This window comes from Mycobacterium sp. 1245805.9 (assembly GCF_001672915.1).
In the GTDB taxonomy this organism is placed as follows: domain Bacteria; phylum Actinomycetota; class Actinomycetes; order Mycobacteriales; family Mycobacteriaceae; genus Mycobacterium.
Map to the genome: position 1 here is coordinate 51032 of NZ_LZKR01000127.1, position 23507 is coordinate 74538.

At 65.4% G+C, this 23507-nt stretch carries 26 protein-coding genes and 1 pseudogene; 12 read left to right on the forward strand and 15 right to left on the reverse strand.

Going from position 1 to position 23507, the window contains the following annotated elements; all coding sequences use genetic code 11:
* The first annotated feature begins 69 nt into the window (after positions 1-69).
* The 3 genes from A9X00_RS30030 to A9X00_RS30035 all read left to right on the forward strand — a co-directional run bounded on the left by A9X00_RS30030 (position 70) and on the right by A9X00_RS30035 (position 3259).
* Positions 70-816 carry an FRG domain-containing protein gene (locus A9X00_RS30030; protein WP_197515200.1) on the forward strand — a complete coding sequence of 249 codons (747 nt, stop codon included), beginning with the start codon at positions 70-72 and terminating at the stop codon, positions 814-816.
* A complete protein-coding gene (locus tag A9X00_RS18040) occupies positions 813-1880 on the forward strand; it encodes a DUF262 domain-containing protein (RefSeq protein ID WP_082975359.1) in 1068 nt (355 codons plus the stop codon). Before A9X00_RS30030 ends, A9X00_RS18040 begins: the two co-directional genes overlap by 4 nt.
* A gap of 557 nt (positions 1881-2437) precedes the next feature.
* Positions 2438-3259: an Eco29kI family restriction endonuclease gene (locus A9X00_RS30035; RefSeq protein WP_082975360.1), complete on the forward strand. Its 822-nt coding sequence runs from the start codon at positions 2438-2440 to the stop codon at positions 3257-3259.
* 220 nt (positions 3260-3479) lie between these two features.
* On the opposite strand, the gene A9X00_RS32010 is transcribed toward A9X00_RS30035, so the two are convergent.
* The 3 genes from A9X00_RS32010 to A9X00_RS30050 all read right to left on the reverse strand — a co-directional run bounded on the left by A9X00_RS32010 (position 3480) and on the right by A9X00_RS30050 (position 6293).
* Positions 3480-3926, reverse strand: a complete 447-nt coding sequence (locus A9X00_RS32010; protein ID WP_369830767.1) for a very short patch repair endonuclease — start codon at positions 3924-3926, stop codon at positions 3480-3482.
* 317 nt (positions 3927-4243) lie between these two features.
* The gene (locus tag A9X00_RS30045) at positions 4244-5482 is read right to left on the reverse strand and encodes a DNA cytosine methyltransferase (RefSeq protein ID WP_082975362.1); all 1239 of its coding nucleotides are present in this window, start codon (positions 5480-5482) and stop codon (positions 4244-4246) included.
* A gap of 64 nt (positions 5483-5546) precedes the next feature.
* Positions 5547-6293: an Eco29kI family restriction endonuclease gene (locus A9X00_RS30050; protein WP_082975363.1), complete on the reverse strand. Its 747-nt coding sequence runs from the start codon at positions 6291-6293 to the stop codon at positions 5547-5549.
* Between the two features lie 237 nt (positions 6294-6530).
* Between A9X00_RS30050 and A9X00_RS18055 the strand changes: the two genes are divergently transcribed.
* Positions 6531-7490 carry an SMP-30/gluconolactonase/LRE family protein gene (locus tag A9X00_RS18055; RefSeq protein WP_067156226.1) on the forward strand — a complete coding sequence of 320 codons (960 nt, stop codon included), beginning with the start codon at positions 6531-6533 and terminating at the stop codon, positions 7488-7490.
* Here the strand turns inward: A9X00_RS18055 and A9X00_RS18060 are convergent.
* The 3 genes from A9X00_RS18060 to A9X00_RS18070 form a co-directional block, all read right to left on the reverse strand.
* On the reverse strand, positions 7487-8332 hold the full coding sequence (locus A9X00_RS18060) for an SDR family NAD(P)-dependent oxidoreductase (protein ID WP_067156229.1): 846 nt from the start codon (positions 8330-8332) through the stop codon (positions 7487-7489). The two genes, A9X00_RS18055 and A9X00_RS18060, sit on opposite strands and share 4 nt — an antisense overlap.
* 123 nt (positions 8333-8455) lie before the next feature.
* Complete coding sequence (locus A9X00_RS18065) at positions 8456-9256, reverse strand: triacylglycerol lipase (protein ID WP_197515201.1); 801 nt, start codon at positions 9254-9256, stop codon at positions 8456-8458.
* 114 nt (positions 9257-9370) lie between these two features.
* Positions 9371-10612: a hypothetical protein gene (locus A9X00_RS18070; protein WP_067156235.1), complete on the reverse strand. Its 1242-nt coding sequence runs from the start codon at positions 10610-10612 to the stop codon at positions 9371-9373.
* 212 nt (positions 10613-10824) lie between these two features.
* On the opposite strand from A9X00_RS18070, the gene A9X00_RS18075 reads away from it, so the two are divergent.
* The 4 genes from A9X00_RS18075 to A9X00_RS18090 all read left to right on the forward strand — a co-directional run bounded on the left by A9X00_RS18075 (position 10825) and on the right by A9X00_RS18090 (position 13617).
* Complete coding sequence (locus tag A9X00_RS18075) at positions 10825-11634, forward strand: DUF3060 domain-containing protein (RefSeq protein WP_067156238.1); 810 nt, start codon at positions 10825-10827, stop codon at positions 11632-11634.
* A gap of 214 nt (positions 11635-11848) precedes the next feature.
* Positions 11849-12298 (forward strand): DUF5994 family protein, encoded by a 450-nt coding sequence (locus tag A9X00_RS18080; protein WP_067156241.1) that lies wholly within the window; start codon positions 11849-11851, stop codon positions 12296-12298.
* A gap of 33 nt (positions 12299-12331) precedes the next feature.
* Entirely contained in the window at positions 12332-12964 is a 633-nt protein-coding gene (locus tag A9X00_RS18085) for a TetR/AcrR family transcriptional regulator (RefSeq protein WP_067156243.1), read from the forward strand.
* Entirely contained in the window at positions 12961-13617 is a 657-nt protein-coding gene (locus A9X00_RS18090) for an enoyl-CoA hydratase-related protein (RefSeq protein ID WP_067156246.1), read from the forward strand. Before A9X00_RS18085 ends, A9X00_RS18090 begins: the two co-directional genes overlap by 4 nt.
* A 186-nt stretch (positions 13618-13803) precedes the next feature.
* On the opposite strand, the pseudogene A9X00_RS32015 reads toward A9X00_RS18090, so the two are convergent.
* A pseudogene (locus A9X00_RS32015) lies at positions 13804-13989 on the reverse strand (ClpX C4-type zinc finger protein); the annotation flags it as partial.
* Between the two features lie 89 nt (positions 13990-14078).
* Between A9X00_RS32015 and A9X00_RS18100 the strand changes: the two are divergent.
* Positions 14079-14840: an Rv3717 family N-acetylmuramoyl-L-alanine amidase gene (locus tag A9X00_RS18100; protein WP_067156252.1), complete on the forward strand. Its 762-nt coding sequence runs from the start codon at positions 14079-14081 to the stop codon at positions 14838-14840.
* Between the two features lie 4 nt (positions 14841-14844).
* On the opposite strand, the gene A9X00_RS18105 is transcribed toward A9X00_RS18100, so the two are convergent.
* From A9X00_RS18105 to A9X00_RS18120, 4 genes are all read right to left on the reverse strand, one after another.
* Entirely contained in the window at positions 14845-15573 is a 729-nt protein-coding gene (locus tag A9X00_RS18105; RefSeq protein WP_067156254.1) for a cutinase family protein, read from the reverse strand.
* An 85-nt stretch (positions 15574-15658) separates the two neighbouring features.
* Positions 15659-16540: an alpha/beta fold hydrolase gene (locus tag A9X00_RS18110; protein WP_067156257.1), complete on the reverse strand. Its 882-nt coding sequence runs from the start codon at positions 16538-16540 to the stop codon at positions 15659-15661.
* On the reverse strand, positions 16540-16842 hold the full coding sequence (locus tag A9X00_RS18115) for a DUF202 domain-containing protein (protein WP_067156260.1): 303 nt from the start codon (positions 16840-16842) through the stop codon (positions 16540-16542). The genes A9X00_RS18110 and A9X00_RS18115 overlap by 1 nt, the downstream gene beginning before the upstream one ends.
* Entirely contained in the window at positions 16839-17192 is a 354-nt protein-coding gene (locus A9X00_RS18120) for a YidH family protein (RefSeq protein WP_067156263.1), read from the reverse strand. Before A9X00_RS18120 ends, A9X00_RS18115 begins: the two co-directional genes overlap by 4 nt.
* A gap of 59 nt (positions 17193-17251) precedes the next feature.
* Between A9X00_RS18120 and A9X00_RS18125 the strand changes: the two genes are divergently transcribed.
* Positions 17252-17959 carry a haloacid dehalogenase type II gene (locus A9X00_RS18125; protein ID WP_156772160.1) on the forward strand — a complete coding sequence of 236 codons (708 nt, stop codon included), beginning with the start codon at positions 17252-17254 and terminating at the stop codon, positions 17957-17959.
* On the opposite strand, the gene A9X00_RS18130 is transcribed toward A9X00_RS18125, so the two are convergent.
* The 4 genes from A9X00_RS18130 to A9X00_RS18145 form a co-directional block, all read right to left on the reverse strand.
* Positions 17956-18447, reverse strand: coding sequence for a hypothetical protein (locus A9X00_RS18130; protein ID WP_067156265.1), 492 nt, complete (start codon positions 18445-18447; stop codon positions 17956-17958). The two genes, A9X00_RS18125 and A9X00_RS18130, sit on opposite strands and share 4 nt — an antisense overlap.
* 9 nt (positions 18448-18456) lie before the next feature.
* Positions 18457-18996, reverse strand: a complete 540-nt coding sequence (locus A9X00_RS18135) for an ester cyclase (protein WP_067156268.1) — start codon at positions 18994-18996, stop codon at positions 18457-18459.
* An 88-nt stretch (positions 18997-19084) separates the two neighbouring features.
* Entirely contained in the window at positions 19085-20380 is a 1296-nt protein-coding gene (locus tag A9X00_RS18140; RefSeq protein WP_067156271.1) for a cytochrome P450, read from the reverse strand.
* 12 nt (positions 20381-20392) lie between these two features.
* On the reverse strand, positions 20393-20740 hold the full coding sequence (locus tag A9X00_RS18145; protein WP_067156274.1) for an MmpS family transport accessory protein: 348 nt from the start codon (positions 20738-20740) through the stop codon (positions 20393-20395).
* A gap of 95 nt (positions 20741-20835) precedes the next feature.
* Between A9X00_RS18145 and A9X00_RS18150 the strand changes: the two genes are divergently transcribed.
* Entirely contained in the window at positions 20836-21921 is a 1086-nt protein-coding gene (locus tag A9X00_RS18150) for a dihydrodipicolinate reductase (protein ID WP_067156306.1), read from the forward strand.
* Positions 21922-22013: 92 nt separating this feature from the next.
* Positions 22014-23507, forward strand: a 1494-nt coding sequence (locus tag A9X00_RS18155; RefSeq protein ID WP_067156277.1) for an Hsp70 family protein, incomplete at its 3' end; no start/stop codon positions are given.

Genomic DNA, 23507 nt, shown 5'->3' on the forward strand with positions numbered 1-23507 from the left:
TGATCGTGCACCGAGAGACCCGCTCCTACCTACCTGCGCGTCAAGTCATTGCCGGGAGGGCACCGAGCATTGACTGAGCAGCAGACAGCGGTCGGCGAGGAGATAAAGAGCGTAGCCGATCTGCTAGAAAGACTAACCGGAACTCGCGCGACAGGTGGTATTCGGTGGTACCGAGGACAACGCGATTTCGGCTGGAACCTGACCCCGCGCGTTGCGCGGAACCCGGGCTTCATTCGTCATGAACTCGATATGTTGAAGCAGTTCAAGCAAAATGGATCCTATCGATTAGTGGCCCGGCCGCAATCGGTCTGGGAATGGATAACAATCGCTCAGCATTACGGACTGCCCACTCGTCTGCTGGATTGGAGCGAGAATCCACTTGTAGCGCTTTATTTTGCTGCTGAAAACCCAATTGATTCGCCATCAGACGGAGCGCTCTTCGAACTTGATCCGGCGAATTTGAATGCAGCTGCCTTTGATGAAGCGCCCGATGTTGTGATGCTGGACGAAGACGATTTTTTGCTTGAGTATCTGCCGAATGCTCCGAAGGGCCCCAAGCGCGGACCTCTCGCGGTCGTAGCTGGAAGAACGTTCGACCGCATCATCGCCCAGTCTGGGACATTCACCCTCGGGCATTCGGTGAAATCCGACGTCGAGAAAGTAAATGATGGCGGATGCGTCAGCCGCATTCGCGTGCCGGTGGCGTCCAAGCCAAGAATCCTCGCAGAGCTCTCGGATATGAATATTAATGCCAGTACAGTATATCCGGATTTGACCAGTCTGGCCGACCATTTGAAAGATATATATCAACAATGACTGAATTTAGTGTGTCTCCTCTGCGAACGAACAGTATCGCATACTTGTATCGCCTTAAGGGCGCTATACAGATCGATCCCATCTATCAGCGTCAAGGTGAGGTATGGTCTAAGTCGAAGCAGCGGCTGTTAATCGATAGCATTATCAACAGATTCGATATACCTAAGATTTATTTTCACGAGCATAACCGACCGATTGACATCGATGGGCAGCGGTATAAATATTCAATAATTGATGGACGCCAGCGCCTCGAGGCGGTATGGGATTTTATGGAAGGCAAGTTCGCACTTGCGGATGATTTCGTTCTGCTTGAGGACAATAACAGCGATGCAGCTGGATTAACTTACTCGGAACTCGAGCAAGATTTTCCCGAGTTGGCGGCGGTATTTGAAGCGTCACCGCTGGACATTATGTTGATTCGTTCAGACGATATCGAGTTGATTGAAGAAATGTTCAGCCGCTTGAATGAGGCGGTGCCATTAAATGCGGCCGAGAAGAGAAATGGAAAGGGCGGTTACTTGCGCCCGGTCGTCCGTCACCTTGTGGGTACCGACTTCTTTGAGCGTAAGCTGCCATTTCGCAACAATCGTTATCGGCACTATGACTTGGCTACCAAATTTCTGTATTGGATCGACCGAGATGATGCTGCCGACGTTAAGAAGCAGAACCTAGATGACTTTTGGGATGCAGTAAAGGCTGATCCCGGCGGCGAGGAGTGGGCGCGGTCGCTTTATGACGAAGCGCTAGAAGTCGTGACCGCGCTAACTCCAACGTTCGAAGATGGGGATAAGCTTCTTGCAAGTGTCGGTATGGTATCAGTCTACTTCTTGCTTGGAATGAAGCGCTTCGAATCAGGTGATAATTTCCCGCATAGAAACGAACTGGAGTCGTTCGAGCGAGCTCGAAATATCAAAAGATTCAACGACGAGAGCGAATTGACAGCCGGTCAACGCCGCCTCCTCGAATTCGATCGGCGTGCGCAGAGCCCGAATGACGAGGCCGCACTCAGATATCGCGTATCAGTGCTTGAAGACTTCCTGCGTGACCCATCAGTATTTGCGTGAGAGACAGTATTCGGCGCCCGAAGCAATCGCTATCGTCCGCCGGCCAGCGGCTGCGGAGTGCGGCAAGCATTGGCGACCCGGCTCGCTGGCAGAAGAACAACCACTAGAAGTCCTCGCGTCCGGTGACCGCATCGCTACTCCCGGTTCTAGCAGCTGTTTCAAATGACCTTCATCCGTTGATTCCCGTCGCTTGACCAGCTAGGCGGGCCCTGTTGACGTCGACCACGCGATAGGCGGTAACGAAGTCGGACGGCCCTTCGAGCGCGAAGGCTCTTGCCCTCAGGCTGATCACATCGACCCGCTGCGCTCTCGCCGTTCTCAGATGCTACGGCCATAAGGCGCCCAGTTGTGGTCGGGAGACGTTTGGCGGGCAAAATAAGCCCTACCTCTTCCGTAGCCCCAGCTTGCCGGGTCATCAGCGGTGTACTGTGCGTCACTGCGTGCCGACACTTATTCGAATCGCACCATGGCGGGCGCTCTACGCAACGCAATGCGACCGTCGCCTGATACGGCACGTCGAGCCATCTGCAAGCTCTCGCGTCTTCTACGATCGTGAAGTGACGTCGCTTCGCGCCCAGGTGGATCGTGTGCTTGAAAAAATGGGCGATGTCATTGGTGGGGCGACACAACTCAGAGGCAGACGCCTTGACGCAGAACAACGCGCCGTTTTGATAACGAAAACCATCGAACTGCGACGCGTGCTGGACGCGACCGCCTATCCATACCCGCTTCCCCGCGCCGTCTTTGACCCAGCCGACACTCGGCTGTTCGGCCAGTTCGCCTCGATCGCCCTTATTGCGCAAGAGCGCATTAACTTGACCGACGTGACGCCCATTTACGGCTCGGGCGTGTATGCGGTTTACTACACGGGCGACTTCACCGATTACGCGGCAATCGCTAATACCGAAACCCCGATCTACGTGGGCAAGGCACAGCCGCCTCCCAATTCAGTACGTGTTCAGGAACAGGGCACTCCCTTAACCTCACGGCTGCTGGAGCATCGCAGATCGATTGAGTACGCGGAAAACTTGCAAGTCACCGATTTCTCATGTCGGTTACTGGTAATTGCAACAGGCTGGGAAACGCCAGCCGAAGTCGAGCTAATCCGCTACTTCCAGCCCCTATGGAACGAAGGCGCTGGACCAGTGCATGGCCTTGGCAAGCATGGTGACAGTGCTACTACACGGGCAAACCGTCGTTCACCATGGGACACACTTCATCCTGGTCGGCCCTGGGCCAGACGCACCTCTGAGGACCAACTACCCGTCTCCGAGATCAAGGTGAGGATCACGAGCCACCTAAATGCTTACCCACCGGTCGCCAATCCTGAGTTGGCGATCGAACACTACGTTGCGACAATCGCCAGACCGTATCAGTAATGCTGCGGAAGCCCACAAGAGCTCACGAAATCGACCTCGAATCCTGCGGCTTAAGGTCCGACTCGCTTTTCTATGGCAGCTAACGGGTTTCGCCTTCCATTCGAGGACTTGGTGACTCCATCTAATGGGACTTTGTTATCGACATGCCTGCGGCTTGCGTGGCAATCCAGCAGCCACAGGGTCACATCGCGGCTCGGCGCCGAGGCGGTTACGTGCAGGGCTATCTAACCCGTGCACGGAGCTCGCAGTATATCCGTTCGGCGGCGTCGGGCATGTCCTCGTGCTCCCATACACGAATAACTCGCCAGCCGCTGGCTGAGAGCAACTGATCGGTTTCCCGGTCACGCGCCGTATTCTCAAGTAGCTTCGCGTCCCAGAACTCGGCATTTTTTCGAGCGGGCCGGTAATGCTGCGGACAACCGTGCCAGAAGCATCCATCCACGAACACAACTACCTTCGCCCGCGGGAAGACCAAATCTGCGCGCCGTCGAATTCCCGGGAGCGGAGCCCGATCGACCCGATACCGCAAGCCCATGCCATGCAATAGCGACCGGAGCCGCCGCTCGGGCTTGGTATCGCGACGCGGATTCGCACGCATTACCGATCGCACGGCCGGTGTGGTTGCCCAAGAGTTCGCTGTCTCGGACTGCTTTTCGTTTCTCGGTATCAGTTCGCGCTCGCGAACTTGGCGCCATGCGTCGGCCAAGAGCTCGGCTCGGTTCGTTCCGGTAACTTCTCCGATGTAGCGCTCGATCGTCCGGGAGCCGTGGCCCCACCGCAGGTAGGCGTAAATTCGCCGACCTGGGCGAGGCATCCGCAGCGCCACGGAAGCGGTCGCTGCCTCAGGCCCCGATGTGGGAATCCGCCTTACCTCGGCCGATCCGGCAGCCGCGTCTTGTTCGGCCGCGCGCTCGGATCGGGTCATTCCCGTTGGAGCCCTCCAAGATACATTGGGAGCAATGTCCCGCTTCCAGCCGGATGCCACTATCTAACCTTGGTCGTCGAGCGCAACGCTTTTGCAACGGCATTGGCCATTGCAACGCCGAGCTCGACGGGGACTGCATTTCCAAGTTGGCGCATCTGTTCGCCACGTGGCCCCGCAAGCCACCAGCTGTCAGGAAACGTCATGATCCTTGCCACTTCGCGGACGGTCAGATAACGGATGGTCCCGTCGTCCTTTCGCAGGACGCTCTCACCGCCTGGCACACCGTGAACACCAGCCTTGACCGTTTTCGCTGGCCGGTCGAGCTCGTTCGGCGTGTGGCCGGCATAAATTCGCGCACCTGGCCACCCCACATGATGGAGCCAGTCAGGGTGTTCAACCTTATATCCGATCGGTTCCGGCAATTCACCAATAGCGTCGCGCAGTGTCCTCCATCGGATGAGCCCATCGTGCGGCGGAGGCACCGAGCGCGTCGGTTCGACGCCAAGCTCGCGCGGTCGGATGTCGTGCTCGTCCCAGTACTCGCCACTAATTTGTCCGTGTAACAGGGCCGACTCGGAGTGGGTTGGCTTCGGAAACTTCCAATCACCGAGGCCTAGGTCGCGGCGCAACGCGACGACGAAGACGCGCCAGCGTTGTTGTGGTATGCCGTAATCTGCCGCATTGACGAGTTGGAAGTGAACGTCATATCGCTCAGTAGGGTCGACACCGTCTGTCTTGAGCGCCTTGACCAGACGTTTATCGTGGTCGAACCATTCTTCACCTTCGATCCGCCGCTCGAATGGCGCGGCAAGCTCGCGCAATATGTAGTCGTAGTAAGGCCGAAATGACGGGCGCAGCAAGCCTTTGACATTCTCGGCGACGATTGCACGGGGTCGCACTTCTCGGACACAGCGGAACAATTCGGGCCACATATTGCGGGTGTCACCGAACCCCCGATGAACACCGCCTAGGCTCCACGGTTGGCAGGGGACCCCGCCGGCCACCACGTCGGCTTTACCCTCCCAAGGAGTGAAATCGACCTTACGTATATCTCCTGCGATGAGCGGCCACAGGTCACTGCCGTCCTGAAGTGGGAGCGTCCCGACGTCGACATCGTCAGCCACGTTTGCGCGAAGTGTTGCACACGCGCGGCGATCAATCTCGACGGCAAGTTGATGGCGGAAGCCCGCCTTATCCATCGCCAACGCGAGTCCGCCTGTGCCGGTGAACAGCTCGATGCTCGTGCCGACATGCAAAACTTTGCCTCTACCAGCACTTTTCCGACCATCCGGAGTCATGGCGCAAACGCTACCGCGGACGGGTGACAAGCTACTGGAACGGCGCGCGGATTGCGGCATTCGCTTAGGACTCGGATTCGGGTGCTAAGTCGGAGTCGGACAGCTCTTCTAACTCTTCGGTGATCATGGCTTGCTCGACTTCCACGTCCATTGGAGGCACAGCGTCGAGATTGGGCAGCGTCAAACCTGAAAGATGGTCGTGCACAAGCGCTGCGAGTTCTTCTGCCGACTTGTCGGGCGGCGCTAGTCTCGCCGCCCATGGGCGACCTGGGTGCAGTTCGTCCCAATACGAGCGGGCCTGGTCTCTTCTCCCGCTACCCGGTGGGTGGTTACCGAAGCCATCTAGGAGCACATTCCAAACGGGTCGGTAATGACCGATTAGCAGCATCTCGCCGAGCGGCACCCATATGTCCTCGGCAACTAGGTACCGACACGTGAAGTCGGCCAAATCCAGATTTTGCGTGCCGCTTCTGATGGCAAAGTCTGTTACTTGCCTAATCGAGTTCTTGTGCTCACGCAGCCGCTCATAGAGCTTGGGCTCGGTAGTTGTCGCCTCCAAACCAACGCCGTGTCGCGCGCCCGGGGGCCTCGCCCTACCGACATAAATAGGAACGCTGCCTTCGTCGACTCTCGGGGGAACGATCGACTCGTATAAAGGAAGCGACCCGCTGTAGTAGATCGCGTAGAGGCCGGCACCAGGGAATCTCGACTGGGGAGGCAAAGGCGATAGGGGTTTCGCGAGCAGAGCCCGCTCGACGCTCTTGCCGAGTTCCAGGCGATCCAGCGGATTGAATGGTCTGGGCTCGCTCACGCTGGGGAGCCTAATGCTCTAGTTGTTTTGGCGGTGCGGCAGGGCGCTGCCCCGGTGAAGGCAGCGGACTCAAACCGTCGGGCGTCGGGCGCGGTGGAAACCACGAATCCGGTCCGCGGACGCCCGCCCTATACCCGTGGACACGTTGGATGTTGTCAGGCCGAACCGGTAGCGGTAGTTGAATCCGGATCACAGCTTGGGTTTTCATTGGGCTGCTACAGTCCACGAGAGGCATCGGTGAGCGGAACGGGCGAGACCACGATCGGCGTGACGGACTTGCATCCCGTCGGGCGCGGCGTGGAACGGCCGGAACATGTTGTGGTCGCTGGCGACGGCCGGGTGTTCGCCTCCGACAAAGCCTCAGCCGTCGCAGAACTCATTGACGAGAACACCGTTCGGCGGATAGGCCAGGCCGGCGGCGAGCCGAACGGCATCGCGCTCGACGGCAACGGCCATTTTCTGATCGCCAATTGGGGCCTGGGTGTGCTGCAGGGCCTCGACCCACTGACCGGCGCGATCACGACAGTGCTAAGCGGACAACTCGACGGACGCCCATTGCAGTGGTTGAACTTCGTTCTGGTGGATTCCGTTGGGGCATTGTGGTCTTCGGTAAGCACGATGACACACGACCTTATGGATACCATCGCGCGCGGCACCGCCGATGGGTTCATCTTTCGGGTCGCACCGGATCGCCAGTCGGTAAAGGTGGTCGCCGACGCTGTGAACTTTCCGAACTGCATAGCGCTGGATCACAACGAGGACTTCCTGTATGTGGTCCGCACGGTCGCCGCCGACGTGGTGCGGTTTTCGATCCGGGGCGAAACACTTGGGCCGCCAGAGCGATTCGGTCCGCCGCTGGGCGGCCGGCGTCCCAACGAGTTCGGCCCGGACGCGGGCCGGTTCCTGGCCGACCCGCAGGTTAGCCGCCGGTGGGGGATGGCCGACGGATGCGCCTTCGATGCCGACGGAAACCTCTGGGTCACACTCGTTCTCGCCAACAGGATCGTCGCGATCAGCCCTGACGGCCGGGCAACAACCGTCATCGAAGACCCCGACGGCACGTTATTAAAAGCCCCGACCAGCATCGCCTGGGGCGGGCAGGACACACGCGACATCTACATCGGCTCGATCACCACCCCTTACGTGCTCAAGGGCAGAAGCTCGGTGCCGGGCCTCCCGCTAATCCACCAGCGCTAGCCGGACGGCCCCGGCCGCATGAAGTTGGGCAGCGCCTCGTCCGGGTCCGAAGGGATCATCGATTCCGGCAGCCCCCACAGCTGCCGAATGGTCGCCCCGCCGTCGACCACGAGCGTCTGACCCGTGATGCGGGCGGCCAGCTCCGATGACAGGAACAACGCGGCGTTCGCGATGTCATGCGCGCGGGGCGCCGCCAGCGGATTAATTCCGTTGACGGCGTACTCGTTTGGCGGCTGGTCCTCGTTGCCGGTGCCCACATTGCCCGGCGCAACCGCGTTGGCGCGAATACCGTAGCGCCCCAGCTCGTCCGCGAAGGTCTTGACGAGCGAGATGACGCCGGCCTTGGCGGCGCCGTAAGCGGCATGGTAGGTCGCCGCCGCGATGCCGTCGACGGAGGCGATCGCCACCAGCGACCCGCCGCTGCGCTGGGTGATCATGTACCTCCCGACGGCTTGGAAGAGGTAGAACACCTGGGTCAGGTTGTAGTGGATCGCCGCGTCCCACAACTGGGTGCTGGTCTCCTCGACCTTCGACCAGGTCGCGCCGCCGATGATGTCGACGCACACGTCCACCCCGCCCAGCGCCGCGACCGCATCGTCGATCGCCCGACCGACCTGCACGGGGTCGGTCATGTCGGCGACGATCGGGACGGCCTTGCCTCCCCGGCCGGCGATCTCGTCGGCGATGCGATGCGCGCGCTGCTCGTCGATATCGATACAGGCCACCGTCGCTCCCGCCTCGGCAAGGGCCAACGACGTGAACCAGCCATGGCCCGCGCGCTCCGGGATGTACCCCGCACCCGACACCACGGCACGCTTACCGGACAGCCCCAAATCAATCACGGCCGACCTCCATTGCGCCCCAACGAGTCAGCCAGTGCTGGCCGACGGTCGTACGGGGCAGTATCGAGACGGCGTCGACCGCTGTCAATGACGCCCGACGAGCCCGACCCGCCGACAAGCCGCTTATGCGGGCTGCTCATCAGCGGATCGTCGCATCGGCTCCCAGCGTCCTTCCGGTTGCGCGAGGCGGTCGGCGATCACGTAGAGGGTTTCGAGGTTGTGTCCGTATCCGAAATGGCTGCTATGGACTTCAATGTTTTCGGTCCGCGGCGCGGGCAGGCTCGTGCAGCACCGCCAGGCCACGATCCCGTCGGTCTTGCTGTAGATGCAGGTGGTTGGCACCGTCAACGGCTGCTCGCGCCTGATGCGGGCGGCTTCCGAGACGGCCGCGGTGGCGCTCGCACCCCGGTTGAGCAGCTGCCACATGCGCCAGGCGTGGGTGGCCCGGTGATCGCCGCGGAACGGGGAACCCAAGGTAATCACCGACCGCACATCATCGGGGAATGCGCGCGCCAACTCGCGGGCATAGATGCCGCCTGCGCTCCAGCCGATGACGCTGACCCGCCGTCCATGGCGCGACCGCAGCTGGTGAAGACGCGCCGGCAGCTGCTCTTTCATGCTGGGCCGATACCCCAGGTTGACACCGAGGCGCCAGTCGTGAGCGTGATACCCCAGCTGACGCAGCACGCCGCGCAGGAACTGAGTCGATCGCGCACCGGCCAGAAACCCCGGAAGCACCAGCACGGGGTGTCCGTCGCCGTGGGGCCAACGGGCGATCACGTCACGGGAAAGCTGCGCCACCAGGTATTCGGGGATGGCCCGCAGTTCCAGCGCGCGCAGCCAGTTGCCTGGCGCAGTCACACCAACGGCATCGGGCACGGCATTGGCTTCAGGGCTGCCCACCCGATCAGAAACAGAGGGCATAGGTGGTGTCTCCTTACCGCACGCACTTGCCAGCGCGTCACGACCAGCATTGCACTCACAAACCTGGATCGTGACCAAGTTCGATGGCAAGTCTCGACCGCCGCCAACGATGGCTCAATGCGCCGCCGGCATTGACGCCGAGCCGTCTGGCTCTTCATCGGTCGCATTGCCCCGGAATGGACTCGCGACGTGTGCGCCCAAACCGACCAGCCCTCGGCCGACGGCAGCCAGCGCGCGGCCCGTCGTGCTGCCAACCGCCCCGATGGTGGCGAAGGCGGCATCCAACACGCTCGGAATGTGGAAGTCCTCCCACGTCTCGACCTGGTGGTGGCGCGCCTCGGCGAAACGATTGAGCTCGTCACGCACCGCGCGGCGCTGCCTGGCCAGCTCTCGCACCGCCCAGAACCGGAAGCCGTCGAGCACCGCCGGCTTCGCGAACCGGTCGAGGACTTCCTTGGCGTTCCCGTAGATGTCGACGTCTTCGCGCAGATGATGGTCGACGAGCTCGCGCGCCTCATCGATCGCCCGCAGCAGCTGCTCGGGTTGCGTCGCCTCGATGCGCGCGAGGTTCAGCCGCTGCCATTTGTGCAGCGCCCCCTCGGCGATCACCAGCAGGCTCAGGGTTTCCCCAAGCCGGTTGTCGCTGACCGCATTTCGCAGCTTCTCGGCGCGATGCTGCACGCCCAGGGTGTCGTCGAACGACGCCAGGATCCGCCGGACATGGTTGCGCAGTTGCACAACGGTGACATTGAGCGCCGGCCCCAAAGCGGCCACCGACTCCCAGTACGCATCGGGCAGCGACCCGTACTTGTCCAGCGAGTCGACCATCCGCGAAATCGTCAGGCTGTTGCCCAGCACGTCGCCGGCGCGCTGGGCCCGGGCGACCTCGATCACCGAGTCGACCTTGTCCTCGACGCGTCGGACGGCGTCCTCCACCTGGGCAACTGCGGACGTCAACGCCATCTGAACGGCGATCATCTGCGCCGACGCGATCGCTTCCGGACCGAGCAGCGCCGGTCGCCATTGCAGGGATGCCAAACCGGCTTCCGAGCCCGTCAGCACCCGAAAGACGCCGTCGCCCAAGGGAACGAGGTTGCCGTCCTTCAACGCGTTGAGGCTGTCGCGGTGCAGCTGCACGTATTTGCCGGAGTGGGCAAGCAGCGAGGTCAGCCCGGCGAGCCCGCTCGCCGCGTTCGCGAGCGAGCCGCCGTCGATCCCGGCGACGCGCATGGCCTGCCCGGCGGCCGCCCGCAGCCGCGCCAGATAGGACTCGACGGCGGCGGCGTCACCGCCGACCAGCAGGGCCTCGTCATGCAACGACACCACGACCTCATCGGCCGTCTCGGATGTGCTCATGGTGCACCCCCAAAGATCCGTCGGCGCGCAAGCAAGCAGGCCGAGATGGGCGGCTAGAAAGTGCGGACGTTACACCGAGGTGTCCGCTCTAACCCCCGCTTCGGCGCCTATTCAGGAGGAATTCACCGGATACGAGTAACCAGCAGACTCACAGCGCGTCGCGGCAAATTGAGGGCTGTCCGCCCAGCTGCGGATGTGGAACCATTTGGCAAATGAAGGACGACGATCCCGAAAAGCGGATCCGCGAGTTAGAACAACAGCTCGCCGACGTCACGCGGCCCCCGCAGACCCCGACCCCGTACACCGGCGGCGAGACGTACACGGAGAACCCGCCGCCGTACACGGGCGGCGCGACGTACAGCGCGCCGACCTACAGCAGTGGCCCGACCTATCCGGGTGGCGGGCCATTCCCCTGGGGCGCCCCGCAGCCGCGGCGCAGGTCCTACCCCTGGTACCTCGTCCTCGTTCTGCTGGCGGTCGTGGTGCCGATCATCATCAGCCTGGTCATGATGTTCACCAGGTCGTCCATCGGAAGTTCGATCTCGCGAGGCGGCGCCGGCCGGACGACGTCGAGCGGTCCCACCTCGGTGCCGTGGGGCGGCGAGCTCCGCGTGAGCGACAACTCGCAGGCCAGGACGATCTCCTGCAACAACGGCAAGCTCACGCTGGCCGCGTACGACAGCAAGTACGTGGTCACCGGCCACTGCGCCAGCCTCACCGTGGGCGGCTACGACAACAACGTCACGGTCGACAACGCCGACGCCATCGAATCGACCGGATACAGCAACGTGGTCCGCGTCCAAACCTGCAACGACGGCAACCTGAAGATCTCCAGCTACGGCAACGACTTCAACGTCGCCGGCCACTGCGCCGGCCTGGCGATCTCCAGCTACAACAACAAGGTCAACCTCGAAAGCGTCGACGCCATCACCGTCTCCGGATACAGCAACAACGTCACCTACCACACGGGCACGCCGAAGATCACAAACTCGGGCTACGACAACAACATTCAGCAGGGCTGAATCGGCGACAACGACGTCGGCCCCGCAAACCCGCCCCACATGGTGCCGGGTTGACACGCTGGCGTAGCGTTTGAGAACGAGCCGTTTCGTTGTCAGCGGTGCTCCCGCGGCATCCACAGGCAATGCGATTCCTCCGTCGCCCCGGCGCCCGGGGCGGTCGACGCCGACCGTGAAGGACTTGCCCGTGGAAACCGCAACTACTCACGCGGCACCGATGCATCACCTCCGGGGCCGGCATGGAACCAACCCGATCCGGGTGTGCGTGGCGCGCGAATTGGGCCACGACATCGACGGCGCGTGGTGGCCGCGCGTGGACCGCATCGCGAACGAACTGCCCTCGCTGGTCGCGGTCCTGACCCCGCTGCTCGGCGAGATCACCGCGATCAACGTCAACTGGTCACCGCTGCAACGGCCACCGGACCTGAACTGGCCGGGATGGGAACAGAAGCGCCAGCACGTGATGAGCGTCAACGGCTGGGACGCGTGCGCGAACCTCCTGGTGGTCCCGTATGCGACCAATGCCGCGCTCGCCCAGATGGTGCTGCGCCTGGCCGCCGACCTGCCCATCGACTGCGCGGACCGCAACAAGCGCGCGTACGTGACCGCCGGCTCTGTTCTGTCCGCCGCGCAACGGCAATGTGACCAGGCAGCGCCGACCTCGTAGATAACAGAGCAGCCGCTCTGTTATGCTGTCGGGGTGCCCCGCCCACGCGTCCACGACCAGGATCGGATCCTCGACGCCGCGGAGTTGCTAGCCGCGCAGTCTGGGCCGGCCGCCGTCACGATCCGCGCGATCAGCGATGCGACCGGGGTGTCCAACGGCGCGCTGTATCACACGTTCGGGTCGCGCGCGGGCCTGGTGGGCCGTGCCTGGCTGCGGGCCGGGCACCGATTCCTCAGCGCGCAAGGCGAATTGATCGACGCCGCGATCGACGGCGACGCCGCCGAAGCGGTAGTGGCCGCGGCCGAGGCGCCGGCGGTGTTCGCCGAGCAGTATCCGCACTCCTCGCAGCTGATCCTGACCGTGCGCCGCGACGAGCTGCTGGGCCCCGAAACACCGACCGAGATCGCCGCCCAGTTGCGCGATCTGGACTGGCTGCTGGTCGAGGCGATGATCCGACTGGCCCGCGCCCTGTGGGACCGCAAGGACGCCGCCGCCGTCGACGCCATCACGATGTGCATCGTCGACCTGCCAACCGCAATCCTCTTGGAACGCAACCGAATCCACGATCCGGACGCGCGGGAACGACTGCGCGCCGCGGTCCGCGCCGCGCTGGCCGTCGGCCCGCCGCCGTTGCGGCGCCGAAGCTCCGAAAGGAAAAAGAAATGACACCCACACTGGCCTGGGACGACAAGATCGCCGTCGTCGACCTCGGCGACGACGAAAACCGGTTCTCGCCCGAGTTTCTCGACGCCATCAACGCCCACCTGGACGAGATCGAGGCCGCCGGCGCGCAGGGCCTGGTCACCACCGGGCGCGGCAAGTTCTACACCAACGGGCTGGACCTGGACTGGCTTTCCGCCCACGCCGAGCAGACCCAGTCCTACGTCGGGCGGGTGCAGGCCTTGCTGGCCCGCGTCCTGACCTTCCCGACGCCGACGGCCGCCGCGGTCACCGGGCACGCGTTCGGCGCCGGCGCCATGCTCGCGATGGCCCACGACGTGCGCGTGATGCGCGCCGACCGTGGCTACTTCTGCTTTCCCGAGGTCGACATCCGGATCCCGTTCACCGACGGCATGGCCGCGCTGATCCAGGCCAAACTCACCCCGCGGGCGGCGATCGCGTCGATGACCACCGGGCGACGCTTCGGCGGGACCGAGGCCGTCGAGTTCGGCATCGTCGACGCCACCGCGGGCGAGGGTGAGGTCACCGGCGCGGCCACCGACCTGCTGCGTCCGTTGTCCGGCAAGGACCCCGGCACGCTCGGTGCGATCAAGCAGACCATGTTCCGCACCGCGGCGCAGGCGCTGACCAACGCCTGAGGCCTATTCGCCGGCGAACCGCTCCCACGCGGACTGGCGCGTAATGCCCAGCGTCTGGCCGATTTTGGCCCAGGTGACCCCGCGCCGGCGCAGCTCGCTCACCCAGGAGCGCAGGTCGGCCTCGACCTGCTGGGCCACCACCGCCATGCGGGGGATGTGGTCGAGCATCTGCTGATCGGTCCACGACTCCCAGATCGGCATCCGCAGCTCGTTCGGCTTGTCGCGGTACTCGTCGATGATGGCCTGCGACAGGTCGATGCATTCGTTGCAGATCTGCACGCCCGGCCCGGCGACCAGCTTGTCGACCTCGGCGTTGGACTTGCCGCAGAACGAACACCAGATCTGTGCGGCCTGCTTGGTGGTAGGGCTCATGAGGACTCCCTGTTTGTCAGGATTTGCCTGACAGGGTATGACGTCAGGGTCGCCCTGACAAGGGGGCGCGGGTTGTTACCATCGCGCGGATGAGCGATCGGCCCGTTTCACGGCGCGACGTCCTGCGCGTCGCCGGGGCCGCGCCGGCGCTGCTCGGCATCGCCGCGTTGGCCGGCGCGCCCCGCGCGGGCGCCGGCGTCGCCGGCATGGGCGTCTTTCTCGACCCGGGCCACAACGCCGTGAACGACGCCTCGATCGGCCGGCAGGTTCCGAACGGCCGCGGGGGCACCAAGGAATGCCAGACTTCGGGCGCCGCGGCCGACGACGGCTACCCCGAGCACGCGTTCACCTGGGCCGTCGTCGCACTGATCAGCGGTTCGCTCAACCAGATGGGCGTGCACACCCAGCTGTCCCGGGACAACGACAGTTCCGTCGGCCCCTGCGTCGACGCGCGCGCGGCGGCGGCCAACGCGATGCACCCGGACGCGATCGTGAGCATCCACGCCGACGGCGGCCCCGCCTCCGGCTCGGGATTCCATGTGAACTACTCCAGCCCGCCGCTGAACGACGCCCAGGCCGGCCCGGCCGTCCAGCTGGCGCACACCATGCGGGATGCCCTGGTGCAGGCGGGCTTTCACCCGTCGACCTACGCCGGCTCGGACGGCCTGTACGGCCGGGCCGACCTCGCCGGGCTCAACCTGGCCCAATACCCGGCCGTCCTCATCGAGCTGGGCAACATGAAGAACGCGGACGAGGCCGCGCGGATGCAGAGCCCCGACGGTCAGGCGAAGTACGCCGCCGCCGTCACGTCGGGGATCGTCGCGTTCCTGAACGCCAAAGGCCCGGCCTAGCGGCTCAGGCGCCGAAGCCCGTGTGGGGAGCCCGGGTCGGCGTGGTGGCGGCGCCGAGCTGGTTGGCCGCGAACGCCGCGCCCTTGTCGATCATCTCCCCGTCGGAGGCGTAGGTGTTGTGGGCGGCGAAGTTCATCCCGTCCGAGCACACCGGGTCCTCCGGGGCGCACACCTTGATGGTCTTGGCCTGATACAGCGGGCCGATGGCGACCGGGGGCTGGTTGAGGAAGTTCATCGCCCGGACGTTGGGCATGCCGAAGAGCACGACCGAGGAGACGTGGTCGGCCACCGCGGGATCCATCGGTTTGGGCACGGTCGCGGGGTCGACCCCGTCCGGCACCGCGGCCGAGGTGACGAAGCCCATCACGGCCGCGCCCTGGGAGTACCCGCCGAGCACCATCTTGGTGTTGGGGCAGGTCCTCGCCATGTCCTCGACGTGAAAGCCGGCGTCCTTGATGCCGTCGAGTCCGGTGGCCCAGTCATTGCTGGCGGGGTAGTTGACGGGATAGACGTCGAGCGACCGCCCGCCGACGCGCGAGCGCAGGTTGTCGACGAATGCCTGGCCGGTCGGCCCGACGCCGGGGCCGTCGCCGGTGCCGCGGGCAAAGACCACCTGGACGTCGGGACATTGGGCGAAGGCTACGGGGATGGCGGGCGCGACAACGGTGGCGCCGATGCCCGACACCGCCGCTGCCGCGGAAACAGCGAAGCGAGGGAAGTGACGTGCGATCATGCCAAAATTTTGCCCAAACGGGCAGGGCTCCAAACCTGGGAATTTCCTTGAACTTTCATGAAATTTCGCTGGTACTGCGGGCCCGTCAGGCGTCGAGGAATTCATTCATCGCCTGGACAGATTCCGTGGGGCGATCGCGCACCAGCCAGTGTCCACAGGGCTCGAGGACCCGGACCTGTCCTTCCTGGACGAGTTGCGAGGCCCGAATCGAATCGGCCACCGGCACGAGCCTGTCGTCGCGCCCGGCCAGTATCAGCGTCCTGGCCGTGATTCGCGGCAGCTTGGACACCAGCGACAGGCCCTCCGGTCCGGCGCCGAATGCCCATCGTTGCGTGGCGGCGAACGCTTCGCCCGCATGCGGGAGCTTGCCACTGATGATGACCGCGTCGATCAGCTCGTCGGTCAGCGCCGAGGCGTTCGTCATGCCGAGGCTGGCGCGCAGCTGCATGCGAAGAAGCCCGCGGCCCAGGCTCACCGACAACCTGTTCATTCGATTTGCCAGCCGTGGATGGTGGGCGACCCACTCGGCGGTGCGCATGAACTTGAACTTCTCGGTGATGCCGCCGGGATTGATCGCGACGATGCGGCGCACCAGATCGGGGTGGGTGATGGCCATCTCGAGCGTGATCCAACCCCCGAGCGACAGCCCGCCGAGATCGACCCGATCGAAGCTGTAGGCGCGAATCAGGTCGGCGACCCAGTCGCCGTACCACGGGATGGAAAACGACGAGTCCGGGAACTCGGTTTCGCCGTATCCCGGGAGGTCGGGAGCGATGACGCGCCGGCACTCGCCGAGCGCAACCAGCGCCGATCCGAACGACACCAGCGCCGAGTCGAGGCCACCGCCGTGCAGCAGTATCAGCGGGGTGGCGCCGTTGTGGGGATCGACCTCGAAGACCCGGGTGCGGATGCCCTGAACGGTGATGTCGCGGTCCTCGACGCCGGAGGGGACATGCAGGGCCTTCATCAGTACACCAGCTGAGCGGCCATCGTCACGACGATAAGTATCAGCACGGCGGCCCCGATGCCGTACACCTGCCGGCGCGGCGTGACCCGCGCCGGAAGTGGCTGCCGCTGCAGCGTGCGCTGGCGTTGCAGCGCGATCAGGTAGGTGCCCAGCGCGACGACGGCGGCCAGAAAGGCGGGGAGCACCTCCCACGGCCCGGCGGGGCCGTGCAGGTTCCGGATCGTCAGCAGCGCGCCGTTGCCCAGGAACGCGAAGGCCGTCCGCGTCCAGGCCAGCGTCGTCCGGTCGGCCGGCTCGTTCAACCCGTGACCGCCTTGGCGATCACCAGGCCGATCGCGACCAGCCCCACCACGCTCAGGCCCACCGCGAGGTAGGCCGGGGTGGGATGGCGGGGCAACGGCTCGCCGTGGCGCATCGCGTGGTCGGCCTGCCGCCAGCGCACCAGGCCCATGCCGCTGGTGAGGGTCGCCAGCACGGCAAGCCCGATGCCGAGCGCGCGCCGCGCCCCGGGCACGGTCAGCTCGGGAACCAGCTGCACCAGGGCGACCGCCGCGGCGAGCAGCCCCAGCGCGGTGCGCTGCCAGGCCAGGAAGGTTCGCTCGTTGGCGAAGGTGAAGCGGTAGTCGGGCTCGCGCTCGTCAGGTTCGGCCACGAACTACCCCGCCTCGGCATGGAAGGTCAAGCGTTTCGACGCCGCAGATTTTAGCCTGCATGATGAGCCTTGTGGTCAAGGCGCTGTTGTTCGACGTTCAGGGCACGGCGACGGATTTCCATTCGACCGTGTGCGACGAGGCGGCGCGGATCAGCGCGGGCCGGCACCCGGGCGTCGACTGGTCCGACATCGTGCGGCGTTGGCGCGCAGGCTACTTCGCGGCGCTGGACGGCGGGCAGGGGAGTGGCTGGGTTTCCGTGCACTCGGTGTATCGGCGCGCTTTGGACGCCGTCCTGTCCGACGACGGGATCGCGGGCTTCTCGGACGCCGAGCGCGAGGAGCTCACCCTGGCGTGGCAGCGGCTGAGGCCGTGGCCGGACGTGGTGCCCGGGCTGACGCGGTTGAAGCGTTTGTACACGCTGGCCACGCTGTCCAACGCCGACGTGTCAGCGGTGGTCAACATCTCCAAGCGCGCGGGCCTGCCCTGGGACGCGATCTTCGCCGCCGAGATGGCCGGGGTGTTCAAGCCCGACCCCGCGATCTATCGGATGGCCGCGACCTACCTCGGCCTGCAGCCCGCCGAGATCATGATGGTGGCCAGCCACAAGTACGACATCCGCGCTGCCGGCGCGCTGGGTTTCGCGACGGCCTTCGTCACGCGCCCGCTGGAGTTCGGGCCGGGCGGCGACGCCGACGTGGCCTACTCCGACGAGTTCGACGTCAACGCGTCCGACTTCCTGGACCTGGCAGCACAACTCGGCTGCTAGCGGCGCGCCGATCCGGTCAGGGGTTGGCCGTTGGCGGACAGCAGCAGGCAGATGGCGGTGCTCGGCGTGGGGTCGGCGCCGGTGCGGTCCTGGTTCGAGTCGATCAGAAAAGTGATCGAAAACGGGCTGCCGTCCACGGATCGGCCGGTGTACGGGGCAAATCCTTCGTTGCAGTCCTTGTTGGCGACGATGGCGACGGCCTTGTCGACGGCCAGCGGGGCGCGCAGAAACACCTCGGCCAAATGCGGTGTGGCGCAGTCGACGGCGGTGACCGTCACCCTGCTGAGGTCGATCGGCGGCAGGTCGGCCACGCAGTCGCCGACCTGCAGATCGATCCATTTCACGGTGTGCGAGCTCAGCTTTGTGGCCGTCGTCGCGGACGGCGTCGCCGTCGCGTGTGGAGTGATTGTGTTTCGGGCTGGGGAGGAACCGCATGCGGCCAGCAATGCGCTGGCGGCTAGGCCGCATACCGCGTAAAGGGCCCGCATTGCCGCAGTTTACGCGGAAGTCAGTGCGGGGTCCGGCTTTTCCGACGACATCGACAGGAAGCCGCGGACGCAGCGCGCCGCCAGCAGCCAGTTGCCCGGCTTCTTCATGTCCAGGCCGCCCAGCAGCTGCTTGATCATGGTCAGCGTGTCGAAGTAAATGCGTTCGCAGACAAGCGTTTCGGTGTCATCGAACACGAAGTAGGCGGTCATGCGGACCCGGAAGCGGCTGCCGGTGGGCGGGACCTTGCCGAGATATCCGCGGTGGGTGCCCATCAGCCAGAACTCGACGATCACCGCGTCGGCGCTGTGCCGCAATTTGATGATCTCGTGGTCCTGATCGGGGAACGCGGTCCGGGTGTAGACGTAGTAACCGCGCACCGCCGCGTCGCCGTCGTGCACGACCATCTGCGGGATCAGCTCGTAACGCGGGTGCGGGAACGTCGCCAACACGTCGTCCCAGGCCTGGCGGACCTCGTCGTGAAAGTGGTCGAGCACGAGCTTCTCGCGGGCGGCCAGCACGTCGGGGGAGGGAAACGCGGGAATGGTCACGCTGCTCACGATAAACCCGCGAGCAGACGCAGAATCGCACTCCAGGACGCGAAATCGTGCGATTCTGCGTCTGCTCGCGATAGGGACGTCAGCTCTTTGGCGTCCAGGCGACCGGCAACCTCTTGATGCCGTGGATGAATTGCGACAAGAGCATCGCGGGTTCCTCGACCGCGACGATGTCGGGGATCTCGCGGCGCAATTCGTCGAAGACGACCCTGATCTCGCGGCGGGCCAGGTTGGCGCCCAGGCAGAAGTGGGCTCCGCCGCCGCCGAAACCGAGATGCGGGTTGGGATCGCGGGCCACGTCGAACATCCACGGGTTGGCGAACTTTGACTCGTCGCGGTTGGCCGAGTTGTACCACAGCGCGGCCTTGTCGCCGGCCGCCAACTTGACGCCGCTCAGCTCGACGTCGCGGGTGACGGTGCGCCGCATGTAGACCACCGGGGAGGCCCACCGCACGATCTCCTCGACCGCGGTGGGGGCCAGGCCTTCGTAGTTGGCCCACCACTTCTCCCGCTCGTCGGGGTAGCGCGACAGAGCCAGCACGCCATGGCTGATCGCGTTGCGGGTGGTCTCGTTGCCCGCGACGACGAGCAGGATGAAGAACGACGCGATCTCCTGCGACGTCAGGCGCTCGCCGTCGACCTCGGCCTCCACCAGGCTCGTCGTCAGGTCGTCGTGGTGGTTGACGCGGCGATCCTCGGCCAGCGCGGTGGCGTAGGCGCCGATGTCCATCGAAACCTGGGTGAACTCTGCGAAATCGGTCGACAGGTCGGGGTCGCCGAACCCGAGAATCACGTTGGTCCAATGGAATACGCGCTGATGGTCCTCCTCGGGGATGCCCATCATGTCGCAGATGACCTGCAGCGGCAGCGGCCCCGCGAGCTCGCTGACCAGATCGGCCTCGCCGTCGGGATGATTGGCGATCAGCGACGCCACCAGCCGGTGTGCCCGCTCGCGTACCGAGGCCTCGATGCGCGCCACCACCTTCGGGGTGAACGCCCGGCTGACGATCGAGCGCAGCCGCTGGTGTCGGGGATCGTCCGTCACGATCATCGAGCCGAAATACTCGGCCAACTCCGGCATCTGGTCGCCGATCGTGATGCCGCCGGCGGAGCTGAAGATGTCCGGATGGCGGCTGGCGTAGTGCACGTCGTCGTGCTTGGTCAGCGCCCAATACCCGTTGCCGGCCTCGAATCCCTCGTACTCGACCGCGGGCCAGAACGAGAGCGGCGCCTCGCGGCGCAGGGTGGCGAAGGCGCCGTCGCGGTAGTCGTCGTCGAACCCCCAGAACTCGAGGGACTCGAGATGGATGTCGGCCAGCGGGATTTCGGGCGGCGGCGCGCCGTTCGCGCGGGTCGCGATACCTGTCTTGAGTGACACGGCCGGCCGCTATCAGTGCGTACAGACGGTTCTGGCCGGCGTCCCCGTCGTCGCCGTCGCGTCGCTGACCACATTGCCGTCGAGCTTGATCTTGCACGAGATGGGGCCTGGCCCTTGGGCGCTGAGCGTGAACACCTCGCCGCCGAAGCCGGTGAACTGCGTCGACCAGGGCAGCTTGGCGTTCACCGCACGCTGCTGGCCGTTGTCGGTTTGATACGAGATGTATTCGGCGACGGCCGGACCGCTCACCTCGTAGGTGACCCTGGGGTTCTCGGGCAGGGCGTTGGCCACGCCGCACGCGTTTGCGAGCCCGACCCCGATCGCGAACAGGATCGACGGCCCGCGCAGATGACTGGTCATGGTTTCACATCGTGTACCACAAACATCGCCTGGTCTAGATGCCGATCGCGGTCATGCTTAGGGTGAACCGGGGGCTGATGCTCAGGAAGGTGTGTATGTCGGGACACGACCCAAAGCGCGTGGTGGTCTGGGGCACCGGATTCGTCGGCAGCATGGTGATCGCCGAGATCGTTAAGCATCCACTGTTCGAGTTGGTGGGCGTCGGCGTCAGCAACCCCAACAAGGTCGGCCGCGACGTCGGCGACATCTGCGGGCTGCCCGAACCGGTCGGCGTCGTCGCGACCGACGACGTCGACGCGCTGATCGCGCTGCGCCCCGACGCGCTGGTGCACTACGGCCCCACGGCGATGCACGCCGACGCCAACATCGCGCTGATCACGCGGTTCCTGCGGGCCGGCATCGACGTCTGCTCGACGGCGATGACGCCGTGGGTCTGGCCGACCATGCACCTCAACCCGCCCAACTGGATCGAGCCCATCACCGAGGCCTGTGAGCTGGGCGGATCGTCGTGCTTCACCACCGGCATCGACCCGGGATTCGCCAACGACCTGTTTCCCATGACCCTGATGGGCGTCTGCTCGGAGGTGCGGCGCGTGCGCGCCTCCGAGCTGCTGGACTACACCAACTACGAGGGCGACTACGAGGTCGAGATGGGCATCGGCCGCGAGCCCGAATTCAGCCCGATGCTGGAGAACCCCAGCGTGCTGATCTTCGCGTGGGGCGCGACCGTGCCGATGATCGCGCACGCGGCGGGCATCATGCTCGAGGAGATCACCACCACCTGGGACAAATGGGTGACGCCGACCGAGCGCACCACGGCCAAGGGCGTCATAAAGGCTGGGCATGTCGCCGCCGTCCGGTTCACCATCAACGGCATCTACCAGGGCGAGACCCGCATCCAGCTCGAACACGTCAACCGGATCGGCAACGACGCCGCCCCCGACTGGCCGTCGGGCCACGACAACGACGTCTACCGGGTGGACATCGAGGGCACCCCGAGCATCTTCCAGGAGACCGCGTTCCGGTTCACCGACGGCTCGGGCCGGGACGCGGCGACGGCCGGCTGCCTGGCCACCGGGATGCGGGCGCTCAACGCCGTGCCGGCGGTCAACGACCTGCCGCCGGGCTGGGTCACCCCGCTCGACCTTCCGCTGATCGCCGGGGCCGGCTCCATTCGCTGACGCGGTTATACAGCTGGCGCATAGCATCCGCAGAGACTGGCTATAGGTTCCCCCGGCACGATTAGCCGTGCTGCTGAAGTGGGGATTGATACATGGTCGATAGAGCGAGGCCCGCGCTGGGCCTGTCGATTGGTTCCACCAACCTCGCGGCCACGACGGCCAACCTCGCCATCACCCGCAAGCCGGTCCTCACGCTCTATCGCCAACGCCCGCCCGAGGTGGGCGTGCCCTCGGAAAACCCCCGGCTCGACGAGCCTGGCGTGGTCGTCACCGGCTTCGTGGACCGGATCGGGGACCCGGCCGGAATCCGGGCCGCCGACGGCTCGGTGCACCGCAGCGACGCGTTGATCGCCGACGCGATGCGCGCCCTGGCCTACGCGGCCACCGGCGGGCGCCCGCTGCCGGAAAACATCGCGGTGACCTATCCGGCCCACTGGCCTGATCACTCCGTGCACGCCCTGGGCGCGGCGCTGGGCGGCGTGTCCGAATGGACTGATCCCGCGAGGCCGCTGGTGCTGATCCCCGATGCCGCGGCGACGCTGTTCGCGGTGCGGGCCAACCCGGGCATACCCGCGCGCGGCACGGTGGCCGTGTGCGATTTCGGCGGCACCGGCACCAGCGTCACGCTGATGGACGCCGCCGGCAACTACCAGGCCCTCGCCCCGACCGTGCGGTATCCCGACTTCTCGGGCGACATGATCGACCAGGCGCTGCTGACCGCCGTCATCGCCGACGCGCCGAGCGTCGGCTCGCTGAGCCCGCTGCGCACCGGATGCCGCGGCGCCAAGGAGCAGCTGTCGTCGACGACCGCGACCAGCCTGGCTGTCAGCGACATCCGGCTCACCAGAACCGAACTCGAGGACGCCATCCGCGAGCCGCTGACCAACTTGGTGGCGGTGCTCGATGACGCGTTGCGGCGCAACGGGATTCGCGATCTGGCCGCGGTGGTGTCGGTGGGCGGCGGGGCCAACATCCCGGCGGTCACCACCACGCTGTCGGGGCATTTCCGGGTGCCGGTCATCACGACGCCGCGGCCCCAGTTGGCCGCGGCGATCGGGGCCGCGCTGCGGGCCGCGCCGGGCCCGGTAGACAACACCGCGACCGCGCTGATCCCGGCCGCGCCCGCGACGGCGCCGGCTCCGGCGATGGCGACCGCGACGGCGACCGCGCGAGCCTGGCCGGGTCGTCGTGGCGCTGGGACCGCGACGGCCGAGGCGCCCTCACCGGGGACGGCGCCCGCCGTCGCCTGGTCGGAGGCCACCGGCGCCGGACCCACGTCCGCCAGCCCGCCACCGAAGCCCGAGGAAGCCGCGGTCGCGCCCGCGGAATTCGAGAAGTCCATCTGGCGGCGGCTGGCCCCGTTACTGGTTATCGGCGCCTTGCTGGCGCTGCTGGTGGTGGGCGCCGCATTGGCGATCGGCCTGAGCTCCAGCACCAAGCCCGCGCCGGCGCCGGGTCGCAGCACTTCTCCCGCGCCTTCGTCGGCACCGCCCGCGCCGGTGACACAGGCGCCGCCCACCGACACCACCGCGGCCAGATCGCGAATCCCGTTGCGCCGCAACGCGTCATCGAGCACCGCCACCAAG